The organism is Massilia sp. CT11-137 (assembly GCF_047302885.1).
GTDB classification, from domain to species: domain Bacteria; phylum Pseudomonadota; class Gammaproteobacteria; order Burkholderiales; family Burkholderiaceae_D; genus Telluria; species Telluria orientalis.
This window is the reverse complement of record NZ_JBKYMP010000002.1, coordinates 1,475,066-1,501,516: the sequence shown is the minus strand read 5'-3', so window position 1 is coordinate 1,501,516 and position 26,451 is coordinate 1,475,066. Positions and strand designations below refer to the sequence as shown.

Genomic DNA, 26,451 nt, shown 5'->3' with positions numbered 1-26,451 from the left:
AGCTTAGTTCATCACGTTCAGTTCTTCGGTGCGGCGCGGCGGGTAAGTCTCCCACTTGCTGCACCCCGGGCATTGCCAGTAATACTGGCGCGCCTTGAAACCACAATGGCTGCACTGGTAGCGCGCCAGCTTCTGCGTGTACCCGTGCACCAGGTTCTTCACCATCGACAGCTCTTCCCACACGTTCGCCGGCGCATCCATCAGGCGCGCTTCCAGCAGCTTGTCGAGACCGAGCAGGGTCGGATTGCGGCGCAGCTCTTCCACCACCAGCTGTTTGGCAGCTTCCACGCCGTTGAGTTCAATGACGGCCTTGAAGACCACCTCGATCAGATCAATCGACGACGCTTCTTCCAGGTAGGAGCGCAGCAGGTTGACGCCTTCCTGCGGGCGGCCGACGGTGCGGTAGCCATCCATCAGGCGCGCGGCGACGAGGGCCACGTGCGGCACGCTTTGCTGCTCCACGCGGCGCCACGTCTTCAGCGCGCCCTCGATGTCGCCTTCGGCCTTGAGCGCATCGCCGCACAGCATCGTCGCGCGCACGTTCTTGCGGTCGGCCTGCAGCGCCTTGTCCAGCAGCGCCTTCGCTTCCTCGGACTGCATGTGCACGAGGGCGTCCTGCGCCAGCTCGCAATAGAACTGCGCGATTTCCTTGTGGTGCGCGCCGGCGCCGGATTCCATCAGGCCTTCCGCGGCGGCGATCGCGCGGCGCCATTCCTTTTCGCGCTGGAAGATCTCCAGCAGCGCGCGGCGGGCCTGCACGCCGTACTGCGTGTCGACGAGCAGGTTGAACGTCTCTTCGGCGCGGTCCAGCAGACCGGCCTTCAGGTAATCCATGCCGAGTTCGTACTGCGCGTGCACCTGCTGCTCGATCGGCAGGTCGGGACGCGACAGCAGGTTCTGGTGGACGCGGATCGCGCGCTCCGTCTCGCCGCGGCGGCGGAACAGGTTACCCAGCGCAAAGTGCATGTCGGCCGTTTCGGGATCGAGCTTGACGATCTCGATGAACGCGTCGATGGCCTTGTCCGGCTGTTCGTTGAGGAGGAAATTCAGGCCCTTGAAATAGCCGCGCGGGAGGCTGCGCGATTCGGAGACGAGCTGCTTGATGTCGACGCGGGCGGCGATCCAGCCGAGGGCAAAAAAGACGGGGATGCCGAGCAGCCACCAGATTTCAAATTCCATATGTTGTTCTTATTGATGACTGAGTTACGGTCAGGCGCGCGGCGCGACGCTGTCCGGCTGCGGCGCATTGGCGGCGGTACCGGCCGCGCTCTGCAGGGCCTGGATCGTGTGCTTGTGCTGCGAGCTTTCGCGGCGGTGCCGGAACACGGTCGGCGTCACGGCCAGGATGCCGAGGAAGGCGCCGGCGATGAAAAACGCGAGCAGCATCAGCACCAGCGGTCCCCGCACCTCGTAATTCAGGAAGAAATGCAGGTCGACCTGATGCGTGTTCTTCAGGGCGAAACTGAAGAACAGGACGAACAGCAGGCATCCGACGATGGTGGAGACGAGTTTCATCAGCAGGTCCCGAAGAAAAGACGGCAAATGCGCAGTGTCGCATATTTGTAACGATATTCCTAGGACGGCTGGCCCTGCCGTTGTGCGCATGCGGCGTGATTATACGTGGGTTGCACGAACGGCATCGCCCCTGCAATGCGCGCTTACATTTTGACCATCCTGGCGTCAGAACGCGGCGATCGCGGCGCGTAGCCGGGACACCAGGTCCGGCACCAGATGGAGCCGTCCGGCCTCCTCCGCCATCACGCATTCGAATCCCGCCTTCTTCATGGCATGCAGGTCGATCGTGTTCCGGATCTGGTTCGGCAACGTACTGGACAAGATATCGAACAGCCGGTCGACTGCATGCAGCCGCCCCCACAGATAGTCGTTTTCGCGCGTCGCACGATTGAGAAAGCCGCCGAAACCGGCAAACGTCCCGCCCAGCAGGACGCGCGGGTTGCCCGGCGGGGCGAGGCCGGGCGCGTCGTCGGGGCTGATGCGATCGACCAGGATCTCTTCGATCGGTCCGGTTTCCAGCGCCAGTGCGGTGACGACTGGGTGAAGGATGACGTCCCAATAAAAATAGCCGAGATAGCCGGTGAGGATCGCCGCGCGGTAGTGCGGTTCCAGGTTCTGCACCAGCCCGGACGACAACAGCGTGTCGGCGTCGTCGTTCTTGCCCGGGAGGTCGCATTCGATGCCCAGCCGCCGTACCAGTGCGGTCAGCTCGGCGTCCCGGCCGGCGACGAACTGCTCGACATCCATCCGGTTGGGAGTCTCGGGCACGAACAGCGTGCGGCACATGGCGACCGCGCGCTCGCTGAGGAAATCGGCATTGTCGTACGTCGATAAGGCATCGATGAGTTTGTGGACCTGGATCTTGATGAGATCGAGGTCTTCCGCAGCCGTCGCGTCATACAGGTCGCTGATCTCGTGCAGTACGAAATTCAGGCGGCGTTTCTTGTACACGACGCCAAAGTCGATCGTCATCTTGGCCCACGGGGGCATGTCGACGTTTTCATAGGCGTTTTCCGCCGCCGTGTAGGAGTCGGCAAGGAGAATGGCATGCCGTGCGGCCCACAGTTCGATCGCCTCCTGCACGCGGTGCGATGCCGTCGATTCGCGGGCAAAGCCGCACGCACCGGCGATCAGTTCGGCGAGAAAATCCAGCGCCTCCAACACCAGCGTCCGGACGAACGAATCGTAGACGATCGGCGTGGTGGACAGCGCGTTGGTCGAGCTGAGACGCCAATGGCGGAGATCGCTGACGGTGTACCGGCCCCTGGCCTTGCCTTCGGTGACCTCGTCAACCAGTTTCGCGACCTGCGGCCGGGCGTAGGCGATCGCCTGCTTCAGGCGTCGCACCTGCTTGTTGTAGCGCCCGACGTCCGCCAGTTCCTTGTAGGTCGGGTCGGTGCGCGGCAGGTCGGACAATGCCCCACGCAAGGTCGCGAAGAAACCCGGCACGTCTGTTCCGGGCGGCGGCTTGTCGAGCTGGGAGTGCGGGTCGATGAAGATCAGCCGGCGATCGACCTCGCGGAACGCGCTGTGGGTGCGGATCGCGTCCAGCGTCGCCTTGATCGGCTTGTTGTCGAGGATGCTCCCGTCGACCAGCACGGCATCCTCGGGATCCTTGCGCTGGTCACGATAGCCGCCAAAGTTGTGTTTGATGAATTGGGCACGGGTCGGCCATGGCCGGTGGCGCGCGGCCAGCAGGTCGTCCACTTCGCGAATCCGGGCCGGCGGAAACGCCCCGGGATACGATGCGGATGCGCGTGCGGCGAACGCGAGCGACGGGACATTGTCGAGATCGAAGTCGCTGCGCAGGTGCCCGCTTTTTTCATGATAGAGCTGAAAGTGGAATGGACGCCTGTGCTCGCGCTCGGTGAGCACGGGCGGGTCATGGATGAAGATCGCGCGATCGAGGCCGCGGAAATCCGTCGCCGTGACCAGCAGGTCGAGCCGCGTGCCGGGAGGCAGCAGCGATTCGCCGGCTGCACCGGCACGTTCCATGGCCGTGAGGCCGTCGAGGATCAGGCTGGCGAGGCGGCAGCCGTCAAGCGGCGGCTTGAACCACCGCGAACGGAGGAACATCGACGCCCGTTCCTGCATTTCGCGATCGATGGGTCCGATGATGAGGCCTTCGCGTTTCAACCGGGACAGCAGGGGCCGGACGAAGGGCCAGAAAAACCATTTGCTCCAGCGCCTGGCCCTGGCGTCGGCGTGCAGCAATTGTCCGATATCTGCGTCGGCCAGCCACATGTCCGTCAACGGCGCCAGGCTGAGATCGTGCGCGAGCGCCCTGCCCAGCGCAACGCCATTCATCGCACCGGCCGAGGCCCCGGACACCACGTCGACGATCACCTGCAAATCGAGTTGCTTGCCGACCGTTTCGAGGAACTGCAGATAAACGTCGCCCGTCGAGTGTTCCGGCTCGTCGGGATAGTGGTCGTGCATGGAGGCGGGGCCGTCGTGCCGGCGATACCATTTCGACGCGCGCACGAGGTTGAGGATTTCGCGGTTGATGCCATGCTGGTAGACGGCCAGCGACACGCCGCCGAAGAATACGATTGCCAGCCGTAATTCTTTCTGTTTCATGGCCGAGGTCTGCGCAACGCATGAGAGATGGCACGTTCATTGTATTCCCATGGGTTCCAGGCCGCAAAAAAAAACGGCGCCCTTGCGGACGCCGTCTTGTGAGCCTGTTACAGACGAATCAGTCTTCGATGATCGGTTGCCCGACCATCGCATCCACCCGCTCGCGCAACTGTTTGCCCGGTTTGAAGTGGGGCACCCGTTTTTCGGGCACCATCACTTTGTCGCCGGACTTCGGGTTGCGGCCGATACGGGGCGGCCGGCTGTTCAGGGCAAAGCTGCCGAAACCCCGGATCTCGATGCGCTGGCCGCTCGCGAGAGCGCCCGTCATCGCATCGAGGATGGTCTTGACGGCGAACTCGGCGTCTTTTGCCACCAGCTGAGAATAGCGCTCGGCCAGGCGGTTGATCAGCTCGGACTTGGTCATCTGCTCATTCTCAGGTGATTAACCTTTGTTATCGAACTTGGCCTTCAGCAGGGCGCCCAGCGAGGTGGTGCCGGTTGCTGCGCTGTTGTCCGAAGCCAGCTTCTGCATGGCTTCCTGGGTCTCGGCGTTGTCCTTGGCCTTGATCGACAGCTGGATGCTGCGTGCCTTGCGGTCGATGTTGATGACCAGGGCTTCGACCTTGTCGCCCACTTTCAGGTGGGTGCCGGCATCTTCCACGCGGTCGCGCGAGATTTCCGAAGCGCGCAGGTAGCCTTCGACTTCGTCGTTCAGGGCGATCACGGCGCCTTTCGGCTCGACCGACTTCACGGTGCCGGTGACCAGGGTGCCCTTGTCATTCAGCGAAGCGAAGTTGTTGAACGGGTCGCCTTCCAGCTGCTTGACGCCCAGCGAGACACGCTCGCGCTCGACGTCGATCGCCAGAACGACGGCTTCCAGCTCGTCGCCCTTCTTGAAGCGGCGGACAGCTTCTTCGCCCGGCTCGGTCCACGACAGGTCGGACAGGTGCACCAGGCCGTCGATGTTGCCCGGCAGGCCGATGAACACGCCGAAGTCGGTGATCGACTTGATCAGGCCCTTGACCTTGTCGCCCTTCTTGTGGGTCATGCCGAAGTCGTCCCACGGATTCGCCTTGCACTGCTTCATGCCCAGCGAGATACGACGACGCTCTTCGTCGATTTCCAGGACCATGACTTCGACTTCGTCGCCCAGCTGGACAACCTTGTTCGGCGCCACGTTCTTGTTGGTCCAGTCCATTTCCGAGACGTGCACCAGGCCTTCGATGCCCTGCTCGACTTCCACGAACGCACCGTAGTCGGTCAGGTTCGTGACCTTGCCGAACAGGCGGGTGCCTTGCGGGTAGCGACGCGACAGGCCGGTCCACGGATCGTCGCCCAGTTGCTTGACGCCCAGCGAGACGCGGTTCTTTTCCTGATCGTACTTGAGGACCTTAGCGGTGATCTCTTGACCAACCGACAGGACTTCCGACGGGTGACGCACACGGCGCCATGCCAGGTCGGTGATGTGCAGCAGGCCGTCGATGCCGCCCAGGTCGACGAACGCGCCGTAGTCGGTGATGTTCTTGACGACGCCGGTGACGACGGTGCCTTCCTTCAGCGTTTCCATCAGCTTCGCACGCTCTTCGCCCATCGATGCTTCGATGACGGCGCGACGCGACAGCACGACGTTGTTACGCTTGCGGTCCAGCTTGATGACCTTGAATTCCAGGGTCTTGCCTTCGAACGGGGTCGTGTCCTTGACCGGACGGGTGTCGACCAGCGAACCCGGCAGGAATGCGCGGATGCCGTTGGTCAGGACGGTCAGGCCGCCCTTGACTTTGCCGTTCACGGTACCGGTGACGATCTCGCCCGATTCCATTGCTTTTTCCAGAGCCAGCCACGATGCCAGGCGCTTGGCCTTGTCGCGCGACAGGATGGTATCGCCGAAACCGTTTTCCAGCGATTCGATGGCCACGGAAACGAAGTCACCCACGTTGACTTCCAGTTCGCCCTGGTCATTCTTGAATTCTTCGATGGGGATGAAAGCTTCCGATTTCAGGCCGGCGTTGACGATCACGAAGTTGTGATCCAGACGCACGACTTCGGCGGAGATGACTTCGCCCGAACGCATGTCTTGACGCGCCAGCGACTCTTCGAAGAGTGCTGCGAAGCTTTCCATACCGGTATCTTGATTTGCTGCAGTAGCCATAAGTTTTGAGATGTTAGCCAGCAGATCGGCTATATGCGATCTGAACTGGGTCAAGTTGAACCACACCCGGGACATCCCGGGCACCAAAAAACGCCGCTCTCACGGCAGTTCCTACGCCTTCAGGAACGAATTCTTGTTCAGGGATGCGCGTACCAGGCCAGTACCTGTTCGACGGCTTCGTCCGCCGTCATCTGCGAGGTATCGAGGATGTGCGCCCCTTCCGCCGGCACCAGCGGGGCCACGGCGCGCTGGGTATCGCGCGCGTCGCGGGCCTGCAAATCCGCCAGCAGATCGTCCATATTAGCAGAAAACCCTTTGTCAATCAATTGCTTATACCGGCGTTGCGCACGTGCCTCAACACTTGCGGTCAGGAACACCTTCAGCTGGGCGCCGGGAAAGATCACCGTGCCCATGTCGCGGCCGTCGGCCACGAGCCCGGGCGTTTCGCGGAAGCTCAGTTGCAAGCCATACAACGCCTGGCGCACGGCCGGCAGCGCGGCGATCTTCGACGCGGTATTGCCGACTTCTTCCTGGCGGATGGCGTTGCTCACCTCTTCCGTGCCGAGATAGATGTGGCCGGCGTTGAAGCGGACGGGCAGGTGTTCGGCGACCTTGGCGAGCGCGTGCTCGTCGCGCAGGTCGGTGCCGCGGCGCAGCGCGGACAATGCGGTCAGGCGGTACAGGGCGCCGGAATCCAGCAGGTGGAAGCCCAGGCGGTCGGCGACCTTGTGGGCAACCGTGCCCTTGCCCGAGGCGGTCGGGCCGTCAATCGTAATGACGGGAATATTCGAGTTCGGCATGTGAATTTGTTACCAAAATGCCGACGGGATGCTCGCATGATGGCGGGCACGGGGTGCCCACCCTACGGCAATCGTCGGACGTAGGGTGGGCACCCCGTGCCCACCGAAAATCAAACCATCAGGATACGGTGTCCTGGGCGATTCCGGAAAACGTTTCGAAATAATCCGGGAACGTCTTGGCCACGCACTTCGGATCGTTAATGCGCATCGCGTTGCCGCGGCGCGCGGCGCCATCCAGCGACGCCAGCGAGAAACACATCGCCATCCGGTGGTCGTCATAGGTGTCGATCGTCGCATGCGACAGCGTGTCGGGCGGCGTCACGCGGATGTAGTCCGGGCCCTCCTCCACCGTCGCGCCGACCTTGCGCAGTTCCGTCGCCATCGCGGCCAGGCGGTCGGTTTCCTTCACGCGCCAGCTGGCGATGTTGCGCAGCGTGCTCGTGCCGTCCGCGTACAGTGCGGCGACGGCGATCGTCATCGCGGCGTCCGGGATGTGGTTGAAGTCGGCGTCGATCGCTTTCAGCACGCCGTTCGACTTCGCCTCGATCCAGTTGTCGCCCTTCGTGATCGTCGCGCCCATCTGCTCCAGCGCGTCGGCGAAGCGCACGTCGCCCTGGATGGAATCCTTGCCCACGCCTTCCACGCGCACCGGACCGCCGGCGATGGCGCCCGCGGCCAGGAAGTACGACGCCGACGACGCATCTCCCTCGACGTGGATGCTGCCCGGACTCTGGTAGATCTGGCCCGGCTGCACGGTGAACGACGCCCATCCGTCCTGGCCGACCGTCACGCCGAAGCGGCGCATCAGGTTCAGCGTGATCTCGATGTACGGCTTCGAAATGAGCTCGCCCACCACGTCGATCGTGACCGGCTTGTCAACCGCCATCAGCGGCGCGGCCATCAGGAGGGCCGTCAGGAACTGGCTCGACACGTTGCCGCGCACGGCGATGCGGTCCGGCTGGACCTTGCCCGCGCGGATGTGCAGCGGCGGGTAGCCCGGATTGCCGGTGTAGTCGATGCTGGCGCCGACCGCATTCAGCGCGTCGACCAGGTCGCCGATCGGACGTTCGTGCATGCGCTCGACGCCGTGCAGCGTGTAATCGCCGCCGATCACGGCCAGCGCCGCCGTCAGCGGACGGATCGCGGTGCCCGCATTCCCCATGAAGAGGTCGGCCTGGCCGACGGGCAGCTTGCCGCCGGCGCCGTGGACGACGTGCGTGCGCTCGTCGACTTCTTCCCACCGGATGCCGAGCTTCCTGAGGGCGTCCAGCATGACGGACGTGTCGTCCGATGCGAGCAGGTCGTGGATGGTCGTCGTGCCTTCGGACAGTGCGGCCAGCAGCAACGTGCGGTTCGAGATGCTCTTCGAGCCGGGCAGGCGTACGGTGCCCTGCACGCGCATCACGGGTTCGAGGTCGATGTGCTGGGGATAGATTTTAGCTTGTGTCATTTTCCAGATTCCTGATCGGGCGCCGGCGGTTTTTCCGCGGCTTCGATCGCTTCGGTCCACGCGCGGCGGGCGCGCTGGGCGTTGGCGTAGGTCGCCTCCAGCGCGGGTCCGTCACTGGCGGCGAGCCGCGCGCGAAGGTGTGTCAATTGAGCGAGATAGGCGTCCAGTTCGCCGAGCAGCGCGTCGCGGTTCGCGAGGCTGATGTCGCGCCACATTTCCGGCGACGAGCCCGCGATGCGGGTGAAGTCGCGGAAGCCGCTGGCGGCATACTGGAACAGCAGGTCCGCGTGCGGCTTGTTGGCGATGTCGTCGACAAGCGCGTACGCGAGGAGGTGCGGCAGGTGGCTGACGGCGGCGAACACCTTGTCGTGTTCCTGCGGCGTGAGCATGTGGATGATGGCGCCGCACGTGCGCCACGCGGCGGCCACTTTCTCGACGGCTTGCGGGGCATTTTCCGGCAGCGGCGCGAGCACGGCCTTCTTGCCGCGGTACAGGTCGGGGATCGCCGCGTCCGGACCGTTCGATTCACGGCCGGCGATCGGGTGGCCCGGCACGAACTGGTGGACGCGATCGCCCAGCGCGGCACGCGCGGCCGCCACGACGTCGGACTTGGTGCTGCCCGCGTCCGTGACGATCGTCTGCGGCTCCAGGTGCGGCAGCAGCGATGCGAGGATGGTCCCCGTCTGCGCGACGGGCGCCGCCAGCAGCACGAGGTCCGCACCGCGCAGCGCGACTTCTGGCGATGCCGCCGCTTCGTCGATGATCCCGAGTTCGCGCGCACGCGCCAGCGCCTGCGCGGAGCGTCCCAGGCCCACGATATGGCCCGCGGCGCCGGCCGCCTTCAGGCCCAGCGCGAACGAGCCGCCGATCAAGCCGACGCCGACGATGACGACTTTCGTGAACATCAACCGAGGGCCTTCTTCAGCGCTTCGACGAACTTCGCATTCTCTTCCGGCAGGCCGATCGAGATGCGCAGCCATTGCGGCAGGCCGTACGCGCCGACCGGACGCACGATCACGCCCTGCTTCAGCAATGCCACGTTCACGCGCGCACCGGCACCGTCGTCGTCGCCCACTTTCACGAGCACGAAGTTGCCGTACGACGGGACGTATTCCAGGCCGAGTTCTTCGAACGCCTTCGTCAGCTGCTGGTAGCCGGCGCGGTTGTTCTCGGCACCCTTGCGCAGGAATTCCTTGTCGTTCAGCGCCGCGATGGCGGCGGCCTGCGCGAGCGAGTTCACGTTGAACGGCTGGCGGATGCGGTTCATCAGGTCCGTCACGGCCGGCTGGGCGATGGCGAAACCGACGCGCAGGCCCGCGAGGCCATACGCTTTCGAGAACGTGCGCGAGACGATGAGGTTCGGGTATTTGCGGACCCACTGCGTCGATTCGAACTGGTCCTTCTGCTCGAGGTATTCGTTATAGGCCTCGTCCAGCACGACGACGACGGACGCCGGCACCTTGGCCAGGAACGCTTCGATCTCCGGTGCGGAGATGAACGTGCCGGTCGGGTTGTTCGGGTTGGCGATGTAGACGAGACGCGTGTCGGCATCGATGGCGGCGGCCATCGCGTCGAGGTCGTGTCCGTAGTTTTTCGCCGGGACGACGATGCCGCGCGCGCCGACGCCCTGCGTGGCCAGCGCGTACACGGCGAACGAGTACTGCGCATAGACGACGGCCTGGCCCTTCTGCACGAACGCGTGCGCCGCGATCTCGAGGATGTCGTTGGAGCCGTTGCCGAGCGTGATCCAGTCGGCCGGCACGTCGTAGCGCTTGGCCAACGCGGCCTTCAACTCGAAGCCGTTGGCGTCCGGGTAACGGCCGAGTTCAGTGGCGGCAGCAAGCATCGCGGCCTTGGCCGATTCGGGAACGCCGAACGGGTTTTCGTTGGACGCCAGCTTGACGATATTGGCTTCATCGAGGCCGAACTCGCGGGCGACTTCGGAAATGGGTTTGCCGGCCTGGTAAGGGGCGATGGCGCGGACGTAATCGGGACCGAATTGCGACATGGGATTCTCTTGGCTGTAGTGGTGTGATTCAGAGGCCGACGGGATAGGATCCCAATACCTTGAAGAAGGCGGCGTTGTCCTTGAGTTCTTCGAGCGCGCGGCCGACGGCGGCATCGGCGATGTGGCCTTCGACGTCGACGTAGAAGTAGTACTCCCACGTGCCGATGCGCGCGGGACGCGATTCGAAACGCGTCATCGACACGCCGTGCTTCGCGAGCGGCGCGAGCAGGCCGTAGACGGCGCCGGCCTTGTTCGGCACGGCCAGCACGATCGACGTGCGGTCCTTGCCCGACGGGCCCGTGGCCTGGCTGCCGATGATCAGGAAGCGCGTGCGGTTGTGCGGGTCGTCCTGGATGTGCGCCTGCACGACGCCCAGCTTGTACTGTTCTCCCGCCATCTCGCTCGCGATCGCGGCGATCGCCGGATCCTGGCTCGCCAGCACGGCCGCTTCCGCGTTCGACGCGACGGCGCGGCGCTCGATGCCGGGGTGGTGCAGGTTGAGCCAGACCTGGCACTGGGCCAGCGCCTGCGAATGCGCGCACACGACCTTCACGCCGTCCATGCTGCCCGTCTTCGTCATGAGGCTGTGGTGCACGGGGATCGACACTTCGCCGCTGATGATCGTCGTGGTCGCGAGCATCAGGTCGAGCGTGCGGTTGATGGCGCCCTCGGACGAGTTCTCGACCGGGACGACGCCATAGTCGGCGGTGCCGGCCTCGGTGGCGCGGAACACTTCGTCGATCGACACGCACGGCAGGCCTTCGACGGCGCTGCCGAACTGCTGGAACACGGCCTGTTCGCTGAACGTGCCGGTGGGGCCGAGGAACGCGACCGTCACGCGCTTTTCCAGCGCGCGGCAGGACGACATGATCTCGCGGAAGATGGTCTGCACGTCCTGGTTCTTCAGCGGACCGGGGTTGCGCTCGGCGACGCCGCGCAGCACCTGCGCTTCGCGCTCGGGGCGGAACACGGGGGCGTTCGTCTCGGCCTTCACGTGGCCGACTTCCTGCGCGACCCTGCCGCGGCGTGAAAGGAGTTCGAGGATTTGCGCGTCGATCGCATCGATCTGTTCGCGCAGGGGTTTGAGTTTGTCTGTCATTGTCTGCTCTTGATGTGCCGTTCGCACCTTGGGTCCGTTGGGTGGGCACCCCTGTGCCCACGCGTCACGTATGCGTGACACGAACATCCGCGTGGGCACGGGGTGCCCACCCAACGAGAGAGGCCGGGTTATCGGCCCGCGAACTCGTTCAAATAATCGACCAGGGCTTGCACACCCTCGATCGGCATCGCGTTGTAGATCGATGCCCGCATACCGCCGACGGACTTGTGGCCCTTCAGTTGCAGCAGGCCGCGCGCTTTGGCGCCGGCCAGGAATTGTTCGTTCAACGACTCATCGCGCAGGTAGAACGGTACGTTCATGCGCGAGCGATATTCGGGCGCCACACGATTCTGGTAGAAGTCGTCGGCGTCCAGCGCCGCGTACAACAGGCGCGCTTTTTCGATGTTGCGGCGTTCCATCTCGGCCACGCCGCCCTGTTTTTTCAGGTGCGCGAACACGAGGCCCGCGATATAGATCCCGTACGTCGGCGGCGTGTTCAGCATCGACTCCGCCTCCGCCACCGCGCGCCAGTTGAACACACCCGGGCAGATCGGCAAGGCGTGGTCGAGCAGGTCCTCGCGCACGATCGTGATCGTCAGACCCGCCGGGCCGATGTTCTTTTGCGCGCCGGCGAAGATCACGCCGTACTTCGACACGTCGACCTGGCGCGACAGGATGTGCGAGGACATGTCGACGACGAGCGGCGTATCGCCTTGCACGGTCGGGACGTAACCGATCTCGACGCCGTCGATGGTCTCGTTCGTGCACAGGTGCAGGTAGGCCGCGTCGGCGCTCAGCTTCCACGTCTCCTGCGGCGGCACGGTAGTGAAGCGGCTCGCTTCGCCCGATGCGGCCACGTTCACGTTCGCGTAGCGCTTCGCTTCCTTGATCGACTTGCCGGACCACGAACCCGTGTGGACGAAATCGATGGTCGCGGGCTGGGGTTTGCGGCCCACCATGTTCAGCGGGATGATCGCGTTCTGGCCCAGGCCACCGCCCTGCAGGAACAGGACCTTGTAGTTGTCCGGGACGCCCAGCAGTTCGCGGAAGTCGGCTTCGGCCTGCTTCGCGATCGAAATGAACTCGGGGCCGCGATGGCTCATCTCCATCACGGACATGCCGCTGCCGTGCCAGTCGAGCATCTCGTCGGCCGCCTGGCGCAGCACTTCTTTCGGCAGGACGGCCGGGCCGGCGGAGAAGTTGTACACCTGGGTCATCGTCTCCTCCTTACTTGCCGACGATGCTTTGCGCGCTCTGCGCCATCATCTTCTGTACGCGCGGCATCATCACGCGGTTGCTGATCTCCATGCTGCGGGTCATCAGCGTCGGCATGTTTGCCAGCATCTTCTGGCCCAGCGGCGACGCGTAGAACGCGGACAGCTGGCGGATCTCGTCCAGCGTATAGGTCTCGGCGTACAGCGGCACCATTTCGGCCAGCATGTCGTCGACGAGGGTCGGGTCGCTGAATACGCCGTGCATCTGCGCGGTCAGCGTGGGCAGCGCTTCCTGCAGCTTCTTGTGCGCCTCGGCCTTCTTCTCCGCGGAGAGCGTGGCGTCGCTGTCGATCATCGCATTCATCGACGCGCTGATCTGGGCCGGCATCTGCTGGTCCGCCTGCTTCAGCGACGCCTGCATCACGTCGCGGATCTTCATCGACGCCAGCATCTGCTTGGTGGCGGCGACGACGGCCGGATCGGCTGACGGCACCGGCGTCGCGGCGAACGCGGCAGGAGAGCAAATGACGAGGGCGGAGGCGATGGCGACGAGAGTTTTCTTCACGGATGTCCTTGATGATGGCTGGTGCGGGGGGCTTGCAATCCCGGCATGACAATGCGGGTTCCTCGATTTTCGCACGAAACTTGCAAAAAATCCTCAACAGGTCCCATTTCGACGGCATATGACACGTCGCCCCGCGCAGGCGGGGGCCCAAGTTTTGCATCCAGGCTGCTCGAAATTGGGTTCCCGCCTGCGCGGGAACGACGGTCATCATCATGCCGAGGGCAAAAAAAGCCGCCGAGACGCGAGCGTCAGGGCGGCTTTGTCGCTGGCTATCCGGCTTATTCCGGCGCCGGCTCCAGTTCCGTTTCCTCGAGGTCGGTCTCTACCACGCGCTGCAGGCCGGACAGCCTGGTGCCGTCTTCCACCGCGATCAGGGTGACGCCCTGGGTGGCGCGGCCCATCTCGCGGATCTCGGCCACGCGGGTGCGGATCAGCACGCCGCCGGTCGTGATCAGCATGATCTCGTCCGTCTCGTCGACCAGCGTCGCGGCGACGACCTTGCCGTTACGCTCGGACGTCTGGATCGCGATCATGCCCTTCGTGCCGCGGCCGTGGCGCGTGTACTCCGTGATCGGGGTACGTTTGCCGAAGCCGTTTTCCGTCGCGGTCAGCACGGACTGCTGCTCGTTCTCGGCGACCAGCAGCGCGATCACGTTCTGGCCCTCTTCCAGGTTCATGCCGCGCACGCCGCGCGCCGTCCGGCCCATCGGACGCACGTCGTTCTCGTCGAAGCGCACGGCCTTGCCGGCGTCCGAGAACAGCATCACGTCGTGCTTGCCGTCCGTGAGCGCGGCGCCGATCAGGAAGTCGCCGTCGTCCAGGTCGACCGCGATGATGCCGGCCTTGCGCGGATTGCTGAAGTCGCGCAGCGGCGTCTTCTTGACCGTGCCGAGGCTCGTCGACATGAACACATAATGGTCTTCCGGGAACGTCGAGTTCTCGCCCGACAGCGGCAGGATCACGGTGATCTTCTCGCCATCCTGCAGCGGGAACATGTTCACGATCGGCTTGCCGCGCGAGTTGCGCGAACCCTGCGGCACCTCCCACACCTTCAGCCAGTACATCCGGCCGCGGTTGCTGAAGCACAGCATGTAGTCGTGCGTGTTCGCGATGAACAGCTGGTCGATCCAGTCCTCGTCCTTCGTCGCCATCGCCTGCTTGCCGCGGCCGCCGCGCTTCTGCGCGCGGTATTCGGAAATCGGCTGCGACTTCATGTAGCCCGTGTGCGACAGGGTCACGACCATGTCCTGCGGCGTGATCAGGTCTTCCGTTTCCAGGTCGGACGCATTGTGCTCGATGGCCGAACGGCGGGTGTCCTTGCCGTTGTCCGCGTAGTCCGATTTGATCTGCGCCATCTCGTCGACGATGATGCTCGTGACGCGCTCCGGGCGGGCCAGGATGTCGAGCAGGTCGGCGATGTGCAGCATCACTTCCTTGTACTCGTTGACGATCTTGTCCTGCTCCAGGCCGGTCAGGCGCTGCAGGCGCATCTGCAGGATTTCCTGGGCCTGCTCGTCCGACAGCTTGTAGAGGCCGTCCTGCTGCATGCCGTAGTGCTTCGGCAGGTGCTCCGGACGGAACGCCTCGATGCCGCCGGACGCGCCGAGTTCGGTGCGGCTCAGCATTTCGCGCACGAGGGACGAATCCCACGCGCGCGACATCAGTTCCGTCTTCGCGACCGGCGGCGTCGGCGCGGCCTTGATGATGGCAATGAAATCGTCGATGTTCGCCAGCGCGACCGCGAGGCCTTCCAGCATGTGGCCGCGTTCGCGTGCCTTGCGCAGCTCGAACACGGTGCGGCGCGTGACCACTTCGCGGCGGTGCGACAGGAAGCACTCCAGCATCTGCTTCAGGTTCAGCAGCTTCGGCTGGCCGTTGACGAGGGCCACCATGTTCATGCCGAACGTGTCCTGCAGCTGGGTCTGCTTGTACAGGTTGTTCAGCACGACTTCCGGCACTTCGCCGCGCTTGAGCTCGATGACGACGCGCATGCCCGACTTGTCGGACTCGTCGCGGATGTCGGAAATGCCTTCCAGCTTCTTGTCGCGCACGTTTTCGGCGATGCGCTCCAGCAGCGATTTCTTGTTGACCTGGTACGGCAGCTCGTCGACGATGATCGCGATGCGGCCGCCGTCCTTGCCGTATTCCTCGAAGTGGGTCTTGGCGCGCATCACGACGCGGCCGCGGCCCGTGCGATAGCCGTCGCGCACGCCCGAGACGCCGTAGATGATGCCGGCCGTCGGGAAGTCCGGCGCCGGGATCAGCTCGATCAGCTCGTCGATCGTGCAATCCGGGTTGCGGAGGACGTGCATCGCGCCGCTGATCACTTCGGACAGGTTGTGCGGCGGGATGTTCGTCGCCATGCCGACCGCGATACCGGACGAGCCGTTGATCAGCAGGTTCGGGATCTTCGTCGGGAGGACGGTCGGCTCTTTTTCCTTGCCGTCATAGTTCGGCTGGAAGTCGACGGTGTCCTTGTCGATGTCGGCCAGCAGCTCGTTCGAGATCTTGTCCAGGCGGCACTCGGTGTAGCGCATCGCCGCGGCGGAGTCGCCGTCGATCGAGCCGAAGTTGCCCTGCCCGTCCACGAGCGTGTAGCGCAGCGAGAAGTCCTGGGCCATGCGGACCAGGGTGTCGTAGATCGACGCGTCGCCGTGCGGGTGGTACTTACCCATCGTGTCGCCGACCACGCGCGCACACTTCAGGTAAGGACGGTTCCACACGTTGTTCATCTCGTGCATCGCGTAGAGCACGCGGCGGTGCACGGGCTTCAAGCCGTCGCGCACGTCCGGCAGAGCACGGCCCACGATCACGCTCATGGCGTAATCGAGGTAGCTCTTGCGCATCTCTTCTTCCAGGGAAATTGGAACTGTTTCTTTTGCGAATTGATCCATTGTGCGGGTCGGCGCCTTCAGGCTGATAAGTGATATTCCAAGCCCATGATTTTACCACGGCAGCCCTATCAATAACCGATTTCAACGGCAAGCGGCGCCGATAGCAAACAAGCACAATTAGCCCTTTGACACATGCTTGTCATAAACCTTCGTCAAGCTTGCGTGCGACTTCCGACACCTTGTTGCGCAGAAACAACGCGACAAATAGCATGCACGGCAATTGGTCGCCGGTCGGTCGTGCGGATGTGGCGTATGTGGCAAAATGGCCGAGACGTTAATTGCTTGTTTCACAATGCGGAACTGACGTGCTGTCTCGAGTGTTAATATTATGCTCACGTCTTATTGCCCTGGGGCAGTTTCGCCGCTAGAAGATTTTACCGAAAGGAAGAAAAAATATGAACAAATTGGCAACCCTCGTATTCGCAGCTACGGCCGCGATGGCGGGCAGCGCATCCGCGCAAAGTGCGCCTCCGTATGCGCCGCTGACCACCGATATCAAGGCGCCGACGCCGTACAGCGCTTACGTGCAGGATGCCCGTGGTGTCATCGCCCGTAATCCGTTCGGCCTGTGCTGGCGCACGGGCTACTGGACCCCGGCCGACGCGGTCCCGGGCTGCGACGCACCGCTGTGCGTGGAACCCGAGCGTCTGGAAAACGGCAAGTGCGTCGCTCCGCCGCCGCCGCCGGTCGCCGCTCCGGCACCTGCAACCCCGGCTCCGGCCCCGGCACCGGCTCCGGTCCCGACCTCGGAAAAAGTGAGCTACTCGGCTGACGCCTTCTTCGACTTCGACAAGGCCGTCCTGAAGCCGGCCGGCAAAGCGTCGCTGGACGACCTGGTCTCGAAGCTGAAAGACATCAACCTGGAAGTCATCATCGCCGTCGGCCATACCGACTCGGTCGGCACCGATGAGTACAACCAGAAGCTGTCCGTCCGCCGCGCCGAAGCCGTCAAGGCCTATCTGCAGAGCAAGGGCGTCGAATCGAACCGCGTCTACACCGAAGGCAAAGGCGAGAAGCAGCCGGTCGCCGACAACAAGACCGCCGCCGGCCGTGCGAAGAACCGCCGCGTGGAAATCGAAGTCGTCGGTACCCGCGGCAACAAGCAGTAATCTGGCTTAACGCCTGAACAACCCCGCTGCGGCGGGGTTTTTTTATGGCCCGGTTTTTTTCACGATCCCATCCGTACCGCTACCCATTTCCGCTATCATTCCGTCCTATGACTACGACGACCAATGCCGATCCCTTAGAGATCCAGAAGTTCAGTGAACTGGCCCACCGCTGGTGGGACCCGACGTCCGAATTCCGTCCGCTGCACGACATCAACCCGTTGCGCCTGGAATGGATCAACGCGCGCGTGCCGCTGGCCGGTAAAAACGTCATCGACATCGGCTGCGGCGGCGGTATCCTGGCCGAATCGATGGCACGCAAGGGCGCCAAGGTCACGGGCATCGACCTGTCGAAAAAGGCACTGAAGGTGGCCGACCTGCACAGCCTGGAATCGGGCGTGGAGGTGCGCTATAAACTGATCGCGGCCGAGGACATGGCTGCGGAAGAGCCGGGCCAGTTCGACGTCGTCACCTGCATGGAGATGCTCGAGCACGTGCCGGACCCGGCTTCCATCGTGCGCGCCGCGGCGGCGCTCGTCAAACCGGGCGGCCGCGTGTTCTTTTCCACGCTGAACCGCAATGTCAAATCGTATCTGTTCGCCGTCGTCGGCGCGGAATACGTGTTGCGCATGCTGCCGCGCGGCACCCACGATTACGCCAAATTCATCACGCCGGCCGAGTTGTCGAACTTCGTGCGCGACGCCGGCCTCATCGTCGACGGATTGAAAGGCCTGACCTACAATCCGCTGACCAAGATCTACTCGCTGAACCAGGACACCGACGTCAACTACATGGTTGCCTGCAGTAAGCCGCTCTAAGTACCGACTCATGACCTTTTCTTCTTCCCTGTCCGCGCCGCGCGCCGTCCTGTTCGACCTCGACGGCACCCTGGCCGACACCGCGCCCGACCTCGCGGCGGCCGTCAACTGGATGCGCACGGAACGCGGCCTGGAACCGACGCCGTACGCCATCCTCCGCCCGACCGCATCGGCCGGCGCCCGCGGCATGATCGGCGCCGCCTTCGGCCTGGCGCCGGGGGACGAGGGCTATGAAGAGATGCGTCTCGAATGGTTCGAACGCTACCAGTCCAACATGGCCGTGCACAGCACGCTGTTCGACGGTATCCCCGACCTGCTGGACGGCCTGACGGCGGCCGGCATGGCCTGGGGCATCGTCACCAACAAACCGGCCCGCTTCACGGACCCGCTCGTCCCGCTGATCGGCCTGGCGCACGCCGGCTGCGTGATCTCGGGCGACACGACCCCGCACGCCAAACCCCACCCCGCCCCGCTGCTGGAAGCGGCGCGCCGCCTGGACATCGACCCGACCCACTGCTGGTACGTGGGCGACGACCTGCGCGACATCGAAGCGGGCCGCGCGGCCGGCATGGTCACCGTGGCCTGCAACTGGGGCTATTGCGGTGCCGTCGATCCGGCGACGTGGGGTGCTCACTACCAGCTGGACACGCCGCGCCATTTGCTGGACACGCTGCGCGAGCTGGCGGGCGCTGCTGTAACGACTGCCTGATCCGGCGTTCATCATTGCTTCATCCTGGCCGTGCCGCCTGCCCCGGCGGCGCGGTTGTATTGTCGCGGCGCGCGTCGGTTAGTTGCAGATATCACGCTCTCGTCTTCGTCTTCGTTAGATCGCGATCCCGATCGGTCAGCTCGTCATTTACATATCTTTACGATTGATACAGGGATACGTCTATCTCTCGACAATGCCTCTGGGTAATCTACAGCCATACGACAACAACGTCTCAGGAGCATACAAAATGGAAACGATCAAGACCGCCACCTCCCGTATCCACCCGCTGGTTGCAGCTGCCGCGGTGTCCGTCATCGTCGTCAGCCTCGCTGGCACGGCCGCGATCACCGGCCTCCTGCCGAGCTCGCACAGCGCTCCCGAGGCTGCTCCGAGCCAGGTGAACCCGGCCTACGCCGCTGCGCCGACCGCCGCACCGGCCCTGCCGATGGCTGCGGATGCGACGGCACCGCAAGGCCTGCAGCCGGTCCAGGGCGCCTATGCACAGCCGGCCGTCGCCAGCGCCCAGCCGGCCCCGGCACCCACGGTGATCAAGGAAACGATCATCAAGGAAGTCCCGGCGAAACCGGCCCCGCGCCACACGACGCACCACACGAGCTACGCCCACAACGATGCGCCGTCGTATCGCGAGCCGGCACCGCGCCCGGCTCCGCAGCCGGCGCAACCGAACTACGTCGCCATCGGCACGGGCGCCGTCGTGGGCGGCCTGCTGGGCAACCAGGTGGGCAGCGGCAACGGCCGCAAACTGGCGACGGTCGCCGGCATCATCGGCGGCGGCATGCTGGGCAACCAGATCGCCAACCAGAACCAGGGCCGTTAATCCCCCGGGCCTTGATTCTCCGCACCTCGCACCCATATCGGGTGTGAGGGCACTACAGGGCTCTCCGCTCGGAGGCCGATTGCGGTACAATGAGCATTCCTATCTGGGGGCGACCTGGTTTCGACGTGGGTTGCAAAGCAGAACAGGGCATACCGAGGACTGGTTACCTCGTAAATACATCCAGAAATCAATAACTGCAAACGATAACTCGTACGCACTCGCAGCCTAATCGCTGCTAGCTCTACACCACCTCGCCTCTGGGGTGTGCCGCAAGGCAAGTAGAGTCATTTACAGAGGCTAGGACTCAACCGGGTTACCTGGTTGCTTCCGAAACTTTAGGTAACTCGCTTGGCTGCAGGGTGCACGTCCCCGTCAACCAGGTTAAATTAAAAGACAGTGCTAAGTATGTAGAACTGTCTGTAGAGTGCTTGCGGACGAGGGTTCGATTCCCTCCGCCTCCACCAAACCTTTTTTTCGGAAGTCGTCCAAGGTCTTCCGAAGTATCCGAAAAGCCGTCCACGTGACGGCTTTTTCTTTGGCTTTTCCCTCTGCACGATACCCGAATAAAGTCAACAGGTGTCGTCCAACGTTGTCCTCACGCAATCCCTACGCTGCCGAGAATTTTGGGGGTGTCATTTGTGGCATCAGGCAGATAACAACCGGGAGGGGAACCATGGCTGGGGGTATCGGGCTGTTAACGGACAAGGCGATTAAGGGCTTCATTGCGAAGTCAGAGTCGAACAAACAGAAAAAGCGGACCGATGGCGGCGGCTTGTATTTGTTCATCACGCGGGCAGGCAACCCGGTGTGGCGCATCAAGTACCACCTGGACGGCAAAGAAAAGACCTATTCGCCTGGTCCCTATCCTGACATCTCGCTGGCGACTGCGCGCGCCGAACTGGAACAGGTCAAGGCGCAGCTCCGCCAGCACAAGGATCCCGTGAGCGAGCGCCGCCTGCGCCGGGCCGAAGGCGCGGCTGCCGTGACCCAGACGTTCGGCGTCGTTGCCATCGAATGGCTCGCCAGGAAGAGGAAGGAAGGGGGTCCCCTGCACTACGTCAAGTCGGCCCGCGCGTTCGCGCGCGACGCACACGCCAGCATAAACGTACGGATCAACATCGTGCTTCTCCCGGAAAGCCTGCATCACCATCCCGCACATCGAACACGCTCTGCTAGGCAACAACGGGTTCTGTATGTCCACGACCACATCGCCCATTACGGCAACAAAGCGATCGCGGCACCATCATTGGCACCAGCACGCCCCGCGTGCCGCGAGGCGTTCTTCGAGCACCCTCGCCAACGGCGTACCGCATTGCGCCAGGATGTCGACGATGGCTTTTAGTTCCGGCCTGTCAAGCACTGTCGGCGAGACAGGCCCGTCGAGTACCGCCTTGTCGATCCAGTTGCACAGGCGCTGCGCGATCCCGTGATCGATCCAGAACTCGGCGTTCGCGCCCTGCACTCGCCACCACGCCACCACTGCACGGGCCATGAACATCAGCCGATCCGGGTGTGGCTCGACCTCCAGCAGGCCGAGGAAGGCGAAAGCGACAAACATGGATCCGGCTGCCTGCTCCGTCAATTGCGTGAGCAAGGGTAGAAGCGAGGCAGTACGCGCGGCCCCGAGGAGATGAACGTAGCAGCGCGGCCCTCGTCCGATGTTGTGCTGCCCTATGAACATCGCGGCAACCGCTCCGGCAAGATGAATTTCCGTGCTCGAGGAGCGCTTGTGCGCCAAGCGACGCCATGCCCGGGTCGCCACGAGCAGTTGCACCAGCTTCTCGCGGATCGACACGGCTGTGCTGTCCGCTACCACGGCGTCGTTCAGCCACAGCGGATCCAACGCATGCAGCACAGCCTCCACGGCATCAAGGAACCGCTCTTCCGGCAATTGAGTGAGGGGATCGAGCACATACTGTTCAATGCCCCCGTCGCCGATCGAGACCGCCGCTGCGAGCGCGGCTGTGAAATAGGCATCGTTCCATTCAAACGCCAACTCGCCAGGCTCCTCATCGGGGTCACAACCCACGCCATTGGCTCCGGCGGTCCAGGCCCAGCAATGACGCACCAACGCGCACAACAGATCAGGGCGAGCCGCACGCCAGAGTTCGCCCGCGAGCGACAACCACTGCGCCGCCGCAATCGCGTCCAGCGCGAAGACACGCGACGGTACATCGGATCGCTTATGCCGCCGCTGCAACCCGCCGCGCGTGATCCTTCGTCGCCCCTTCGGCGGGCGTGGATCGGGCAGCTCAGGCCAGCCCGGTTCTGCGCCATCGCCTGCAAGCCAGTGCAGTTCTGCCGCCACCGCGCTTTGTAGCCTCGATTGCTGGGCCTCCATGCGCGCTGTCTCTGCCGCTTGCTGGCGCGTACGATAGTCGTCGATGTTATCAAAGTCGTCGTCGTATTGCCGTACGGCATAGACGGCAGATGCCAAGCCAAGTCGAACCAGCGATCGAGTGAGTTCTGGGGGCAACGACCGCTGCGCTGCCATCTCAACGCGCAGCACCGATGCCATGGCGGTATCGCGCCTAGCCGCCAAGTTAAGGAGACTCGACAAGTCCGCACGCTCGGGATCGTTCCGATTCGCGGCCAGGAACCCTACTGCCGCGATCCCGGCCGCGTTATATCGCAATTGCTTCGGGAGCCCAGTATCGTCCGGTTTGCGCATGGCCGCCTGTGACAGTTGGGCACGCGCCCAATCACCGTGTACAGCTTTCAACTCCGGCGAACCATCGCGCATAATCAGCGCGGCCACGATGAACCGCGTGCGCTCGATCCATTCCTGTTCGTCCTCGTCCTGTTCGGTCAACAATGTTGACACATCGCGCATCGCCCAACGCACGCCTTCTTCGAGAAGCTCTGCGGCACAGCACGGTTTCGTGAGCGCTTGTAAGAGTTGCACACGAATCCCTGCCTCGACGCTGCCGCTCTGCCCTTTGCTCTGGAACTCCGCGCGCAGCCGCGCCTCTTCGGCAGGAGATACGTACTCGGCGGTCGACCTCCCTCCCTCATCCGTGCCTCGCGGCACGTAGTTCTCGGGATCGAGCTGGTTCAACGCGCTCATTGCGGCAAATCTTGGATCGGCCATGCCGCGGCTCTCGCCATCCGGTGCGCCGAAACGTGCCGCATCACCCCGCAGCGCCTCCTGCATCATTTCGCGCACATCGGCAGGCCCATATAGCCCATATTCGGTGAGCACGGCGTCAAGCGGTGTGCGGCGCGAAGGCCGATACCGCAGGCCGTCCAGCCTGACAGCACCAGCGGGCTCTGGGCGCACCCAGCCGGGGTCCGTGTCATTGCTGTTCACGATGTCGTAGGCAAACCGGTCACGATCCAAAGCCAGCAATGCGGCCGATGCTGCAAACGGCCACAAACATTCCCGCGCTTTTGACCAGTGTGACAGCATGACGTCGACCGCGACGAGTAGGTAGGCCGTTGGAGCTCCTTCGGGGCCGAGAACGTCTTCGATCACTGCAGACACGGGCTCTCCATGCTCGATACGTAGGTGCGCCCACGCTTCCAAGGCCATCAGAGCGGACGCGGCGATTTGGCTGTCCTGCGAGCGGGACCACATGTAGGACTCACACCAGGGGAAAGAGCGTCGACCGTTGAGAAACGAAACATCGATGCAGTTGTCGCCTGGATCACGGCCGCCAGAGCGTCGCCGTACAGCGTGCGCGACGACACCGCGCACCAGCCGCAGCCCCTGCTCCTTGTTCGCCTGCAGCAGAGCGAGGAACGGCGGGCGTGCCGGCGACGCGGGGAAATACTCCCGGTCCCATGTCGAAAACAAGTTCCGTATCCGCGACCGTCGGTCATCCCCTGCATCATCTCCTTCAACTAACACTTGCAGGAACAGGTCGGCCATAGCACGCGGCGCAGCGTACGGCGCGGTGCCAACGAACGACAGTAACTCTCGGAATACTATGTGTCGATGCGGATGGGTGGCTACGCCGTGCAGGTATGACTCCGCTTCGGCCGGACAGAGCTTGCACCACTGAAGGAAAGCCGTGCGAAGGTCGCTCTCCTGCGCCTTCGTCATCGCTAATCCAGACGCCTCCTTGGCGGCCATCCGCGCTTTGAAGCCTGACGCCTCCGGGTGTTTTTTCGCCTCAACCTCGACCAACCAGGCGTACAGGCGCGCTACCAGCAGAGGCGACAACGCGTCTTTGCCCGCAAACGCGCTGCACCAGCGGTTATAGAGGTCGACGAACTGCGGCACGGCAGCGTGAGGCAGGCGTTCCCCGATTGCGAACGACCAGACAATCAAGTTGACCCACGCCGGACCGCGCGGCGCGACAAAGTTATCGGTAAGCTTGCTCGTGTCGGCGCCAAGCGCCGCCCAGAGTGGCGCAGCTGGTTTGGAATCGATGGTGATGGCCGCCCGGACCAGATCGGCAAGCAACTCGGCGTTGTTCGTAACGAGTACTGGCAGACACCGATTTAGTGCCTCGTCCGCCCGCTCCGTGCGCGCGAGGGCCAGTAGTACGGCGCGACGCCACGAGCCATGCGCGCCGGGCGCGCTCACCCGATCCAGGAGTTCCTTCCATCCCAAAACGTCGCTGTCGCCCTCCGCGTATAACCGCGCGGTGAACTCCACGCCGCGCACCAGACGTACCGGCGCTGGTGCTTCCAACGCCAACTCAGTGAAGTACTTTGGATCTTCATACAGGAGGCATCCGATCGCCCAGTCGCGAAGCACGTCGTGCGAGGGCTCGGCGCGAACGGAACTTAGTGGACGCAGCGAGCCACTCTCGGTCAGAGCAGTGATCGCCCTCGCTGGCAAGATGTCAGTGTCCATTGGAGCGGCCGAGGCCAGCGAATGCACCGCCAACGACCGAAGCACCCGGCACCGCTCTAGTTGAGCTGCCGCATCTGTCGCATCTGCAGCGTCCCCTTTCGACCACCAATGCCACGCCATCTGCGCTTCGCTGAACGGCGCTGCGACGTCTGCCGCCACACCTCGCGCCAGCCGATGTAGCCGGTACAGATTGCGCACCAGTTTCTCGGCAGGATGTCCGGGCCGCAGCAGCGCAGCGAGCGCAGAGTTCGCATCCCGCAGGTGAGCCACCTCGTCGTCGCCGAGCTCCTCGATAACCAGCGGCGGTGCATGGCCAAGATCCTGCAGCGCTTGAGCAGGCAACCACGCGCGCGCGTCGGAATCAAAGTCCAAGCGTGCGGTGACCACGACACTGAATCCACGCACCTGCGCCGCCGCACGGATCAAATCCGCGACCGTGACTCGCTGACCGAGATCGTCAAACCGATCGATGCCGTCGATGAACAGCGTGCCGCCACCGTCGCCCGCCAAGTCGGTCAGGAACTGGCGGGCCGACACCTCACAGCCGAGCTGTGCCGCAAACGCGCCCCAGCCACCACCGGGAACGTGGTGCGGTGCGATGACGACGACGCGGGACTCGCCGCCAATGCGCCCTGCGAGGTCCTTCAGCACCCCTGACTTGCCTACGCCACCGGCACCGCGAATCTCGAGGTATCTGCCCTGCTCAAGGGCCGAGAGAGCTGCGGCAACACGACCGCCACGGTCAAGCGTCACGCCATGCACGCTGGTGCGAATGGTGGTCAGCACGCCCTCCGCGAGCTCGGCCAGCCGCTCGCGCGCGACATGTAATCGCTGGTCCCCCGCGAGCCGGTAACTGCGCTCGCCTGTAAGTCGCTCACGCAACGCCGTGGCGTCCAAATCACCGCCAGCAGCATTAACCTGAAATGCGATCTGCTGCAGCGAGTCCCACAGTGCGCCCGCTCGCCCTGCGTCCTGCGGCGCAAGTTGCAGCGCGCAACGCTCGCGGGCGTACTGCGAGCAGACCGAGCCCGGCTGCTCGAAGTCAAAGGCAAGCACCTGGAAGCGAGACAGCAGCCGCAGCACGGACGCGTCGTCGTGCTCCGCGCCAGCTGTGCGCATGTGACCACGGAAGGCTGCGACGAACTCGCGCATCGCCTGGTGCGCGGCACCTGGCTGGTTCAGCCGACCGAAGAAGCCTTCCGCGTCCTTGTATTCGCGCGACCACTTCAGCACCTCCTGGATGTGCTGCTCGATCTTGGTGCTGGTGCGTGCAATCGCCACCGCAAGCTCATAGCGCGACGTTGCCGCGAATTCGGGCTTGGCCGCAGCCCTGCAGGCCAGCGCGACCACGTCCGCGAAAATCTTGTCGCTCGCTGTGAAGTCGATCGTGCGCTTCGCCTGCAGTTCGAGCGTGGCGGGCTGGCCTTGGCGGTCGTGTCCGGTGACGATGACGTCGTCCATTGGGTTGTTAAGGCTGGCCCGTTGGAACGCCACGCGCGTAACCACGACGCCCGGAAGCCCGCGCGCTTCCCCGCCCGACAGCAGCGGCAGCAGGTACTGCGCGCCGACATGCCCCTCTAGCAGAGCACCGGAAGGCCCAGTTGCTGCCGGACTGGCAACGACGGGCGCATCATCGGCGCGGCGGGGTGTCCGCTTACGCCTGGCCCCAGTTGCTCCTGACTTCTCGGCGGCGGTTCTCTTGCTCTTGGGGGCGGGCTTCGAGGACTTGGTCACGGGCATCGCAATGTTCGTGTGTCATTATTATGTCGCTCGCCAACAGTGTCAGGTTCATTTGGCGCGCACCAGTTTACTTTTGGCAATTGTAGCGTCGATGGCGTCACGTGAGCACGATACTGTTCCCGTCATGGGGTACAGTGGCCGGTCGCGCTGCTTGGCGCGATG

19 protein-coding genes and 1 other RNA gene are annotated in these 26,451 nt (G+C 63.8%); 6 read left to right on the top strand and 14 right to left on the bottom strand.

What is annotated here, in order from left to right; genetic code table 11:
- Positions 1 to 3 precede the first annotated feature (3 nt).
- The 13 genes from lapB to gyrA form a co-directional block, all read right to left on the bottom strand.
- Positions 4 to 1,179, bottom strand: a complete 1,176-nt coding sequence (gene lapB / locus ACEN98_RS23410; RefSeq protein ID WP_413344619.1) for a lipopolysaccharide assembly protein LapB — start codon at positions 1,177 to 1,179, stop codon at positions 4 to 6.
- A gap of 30 nt (positions 1,180 to 1,209) precedes the next feature.
- Positions 1,210 to 1,515: a lipopolysaccharide assembly LapA domain-containing protein gene (locus ACEN98_RS23405; RefSeq protein ID WP_056129565.1), complete on the bottom strand. Its 306-nt coding sequence runs from the start codon at positions 1,513 to 1,515 to the stop codon at positions 1,210 to 1,212.
- A 165-nt stretch (positions 1,516 to 1,680) separates the two neighbouring features.
- Positions 1,681 to 4,095 (bottom strand): patatin-like protein, encoded by a 2,415-nt coding sequence (locus ACEN98_RS23400; protein ID WP_413387325.1) that lies wholly within the window; start codon positions 4,093 to 4,095, stop codon positions 1,681 to 1,683.
- Between the two features lie 118 nt (positions 4,096 to 4,213).
- Entirely contained in the window at positions 4,214 to 4,519 is a 306-nt protein-coding gene (locus ACEN98_RS23395) for an integration host factor subunit beta (protein ID WP_056450593.1), read from the bottom strand.
- 18 nt (positions 4,520 to 4,537) lie between these two features.
- A complete protein-coding gene (gene rpsA / locus ACEN98_RS23390) occupies positions 4,538 to 6,244 on the bottom strand; it encodes a 30S ribosomal protein S1 (RefSeq protein ID WP_413387324.1) in 1,707 nt (568 codons plus the stop codon).
- A 137-nt stretch (positions 6,245 to 6,381) separates the two neighbouring features.
- Entirely contained in the window at positions 6,382 to 7,044 is a 663-nt protein-coding gene (gene cmk / locus ACEN98_RS23385; protein WP_413387323.1) for a (d)CMP kinase, read from the bottom strand.
- 118 nt (positions 7,045 to 7,162) lie between these two features.
- A complete protein-coding gene (gene aroA / locus ACEN98_RS23380) occupies positions 7,163 to 8,494 on the bottom strand; it encodes a 3-phosphoshikimate 1-carboxyvinyltransferase (RefSeq protein WP_413387322.1) in 1,332 nt (443 codons plus the stop codon).
- Positions 8,491 to 9,399 carry a prephenate dehydrogenase gene (locus ACEN98_RS23375; RefSeq protein ID WP_413387321.1) on the bottom strand — a complete coding sequence of 303 codons (909 nt, stop codon included), beginning with the start codon at positions 9,397 to 9,399 and terminating at the stop codon, positions 8,491 to 8,493. Before ACEN98_RS23375 ends, aroA begins: the two co-directional genes overlap by 4 nt.
- Positions 9,399 to 10,502: a histidinol-phosphate transaminase gene (gene hisC / locus ACEN98_RS23370; protein ID WP_413387320.1), complete on the bottom strand. Its 1,104-nt coding sequence runs from the start codon at positions 10,500 to 10,502 to the stop codon at positions 9,399 to 9,401. Before hisC ends, ACEN98_RS23375 begins: the two co-directional genes overlap by 1 nt.
- Before the next feature lie 28 nt (positions 10,503 to 10,530).
- The gene (pheA, locus tag ACEN98_RS23365) at positions 10,531 to 11,601 is read right to left on the bottom strand and encodes a prephenate dehydratase (RefSeq protein WP_413387318.1); all 1,071 of its coding nucleotides are present in this window, start codon (positions 11,599 to 11,601) and stop codon (positions 10,531 to 10,533) included.
- Between the two features lie 128 nt (positions 11,602 to 11,729).
- Entirely contained in the window at positions 11,730 to 12,818 is a 1,089-nt protein-coding gene (serC, locus tag ACEN98_RS23360) for a 3-phosphoserine/phosphohydroxythreonine transaminase (RefSeq protein WP_413387317.1), read from the bottom strand.
- A 10-nt stretch (positions 12,819 to 12,828) separates the two neighbouring features.
- Positions 12,829 to 13,380 (bottom strand): DUF2059 domain-containing protein, encoded by a 552-nt coding sequence (locus tag ACEN98_RS23355; protein ID WP_413339425.1) that lies wholly within the window; start codon positions 13,378 to 13,380, stop codon positions 12,829 to 12,831.
- Between the two features lie 278 nt (positions 13,381 to 13,658).
- The gene (gyrA, locus tag ACEN98_RS23350; RefSeq protein WP_371764795.1) at positions 13,659 to 16,274 is read right to left on the bottom strand and encodes a DNA gyrase subunit A; all 2,616 of its coding nucleotides are present in this window, start codon (positions 16,272 to 16,274) and stop codon (positions 13,659 to 13,661) included.
- 395 nt (positions 16,275 to 16,669) lie between these two features.
- Here gyrA and ompA point away from each other — a divergent pair, with 395 nt between their 5' ends.
- The 6 genes from ompA (at position 16,670) to ACEN98_RS23320 (ending at position 21,087) form a co-directional block, all read left to right on the top strand.
- Entirely contained in the window at positions 16,670 to 17,383 is a 714-nt protein-coding gene (ompA, locus tag ACEN98_RS23345; protein WP_371764796.1) for an outer membrane protein OmpA, read from the top strand.
- A gap of 107 nt (positions 17,384 to 17,490) precedes the next feature.
- Positions 17,491 to 18,198 (top strand): bifunctional 2-polyprenyl-6-hydroxyphenol methylase/3-demethylubiquinol 3-O-methyltransferase UbiG, encoded by a 708-nt coding sequence (gene ubiG, locus ACEN98_RS23340; RefSeq protein ID WP_056129533.1) that lies wholly within the window; start codon positions 17,491 to 17,493, stop codon positions 18,196 to 18,198.
- 10 nt (positions 18,199 to 18,208) lie between these two features.
- Complete coding sequence (locus ACEN98_RS23335) at positions 18,209 to 18,907, top strand: HAD family hydrolase (protein WP_413387316.1); 699 nt, start codon at positions 18,209 to 18,211, stop codon at positions 18,905 to 18,907.
- 247 nt (positions 18,908 to 19,154) lie between these two features.
- Positions 19,155 to 19,745 (top strand): glycine zipper 2TM domain-containing protein, encoded by a 591-nt coding sequence (locus ACEN98_RS23330; protein ID WP_413387315.1) that lies wholly within the window; start codon positions 19,155 to 19,157, stop codon positions 19,743 to 19,745.
- Positions 19,746 to 19,850: 105 nt separating this feature from the next.
- Positions 19,851 to 20,209: a transfer-messenger RNA gene (ssrA, locus tag ACEN98_RS23325) on the top strand.
- Positions 20,210 to 20,418: 209 nt separating this feature from the next.
- The gene (locus ACEN98_RS23320; protein ID WP_413387314.1) at positions 20,419 to 21,087 is read left to right on the top strand and encodes an Arm DNA-binding domain-containing protein; all 669 of its coding nucleotides are present in this window, start codon (positions 20,419 to 20,421) and stop codon (positions 21,085 to 21,087) included.
- Here ACEN98_RS23320 and ACEN98_RS23315 read toward each other — a convergent pair.
- Positions 20,989 to 26,289 (bottom strand): hypothetical protein, encoded by a 5,301-nt coding sequence (locus ACEN98_RS23315; protein ID WP_413387313.1) that lies wholly within the window; start codon positions 26,287 to 26,289, stop codon positions 20,989 to 20,991. The two genes, ACEN98_RS23320 and ACEN98_RS23315, sit on opposite strands and share 99 nt — an antisense overlap.
- Positions 26,290 to 26,451 lie beyond the last annotated feature (162 nt).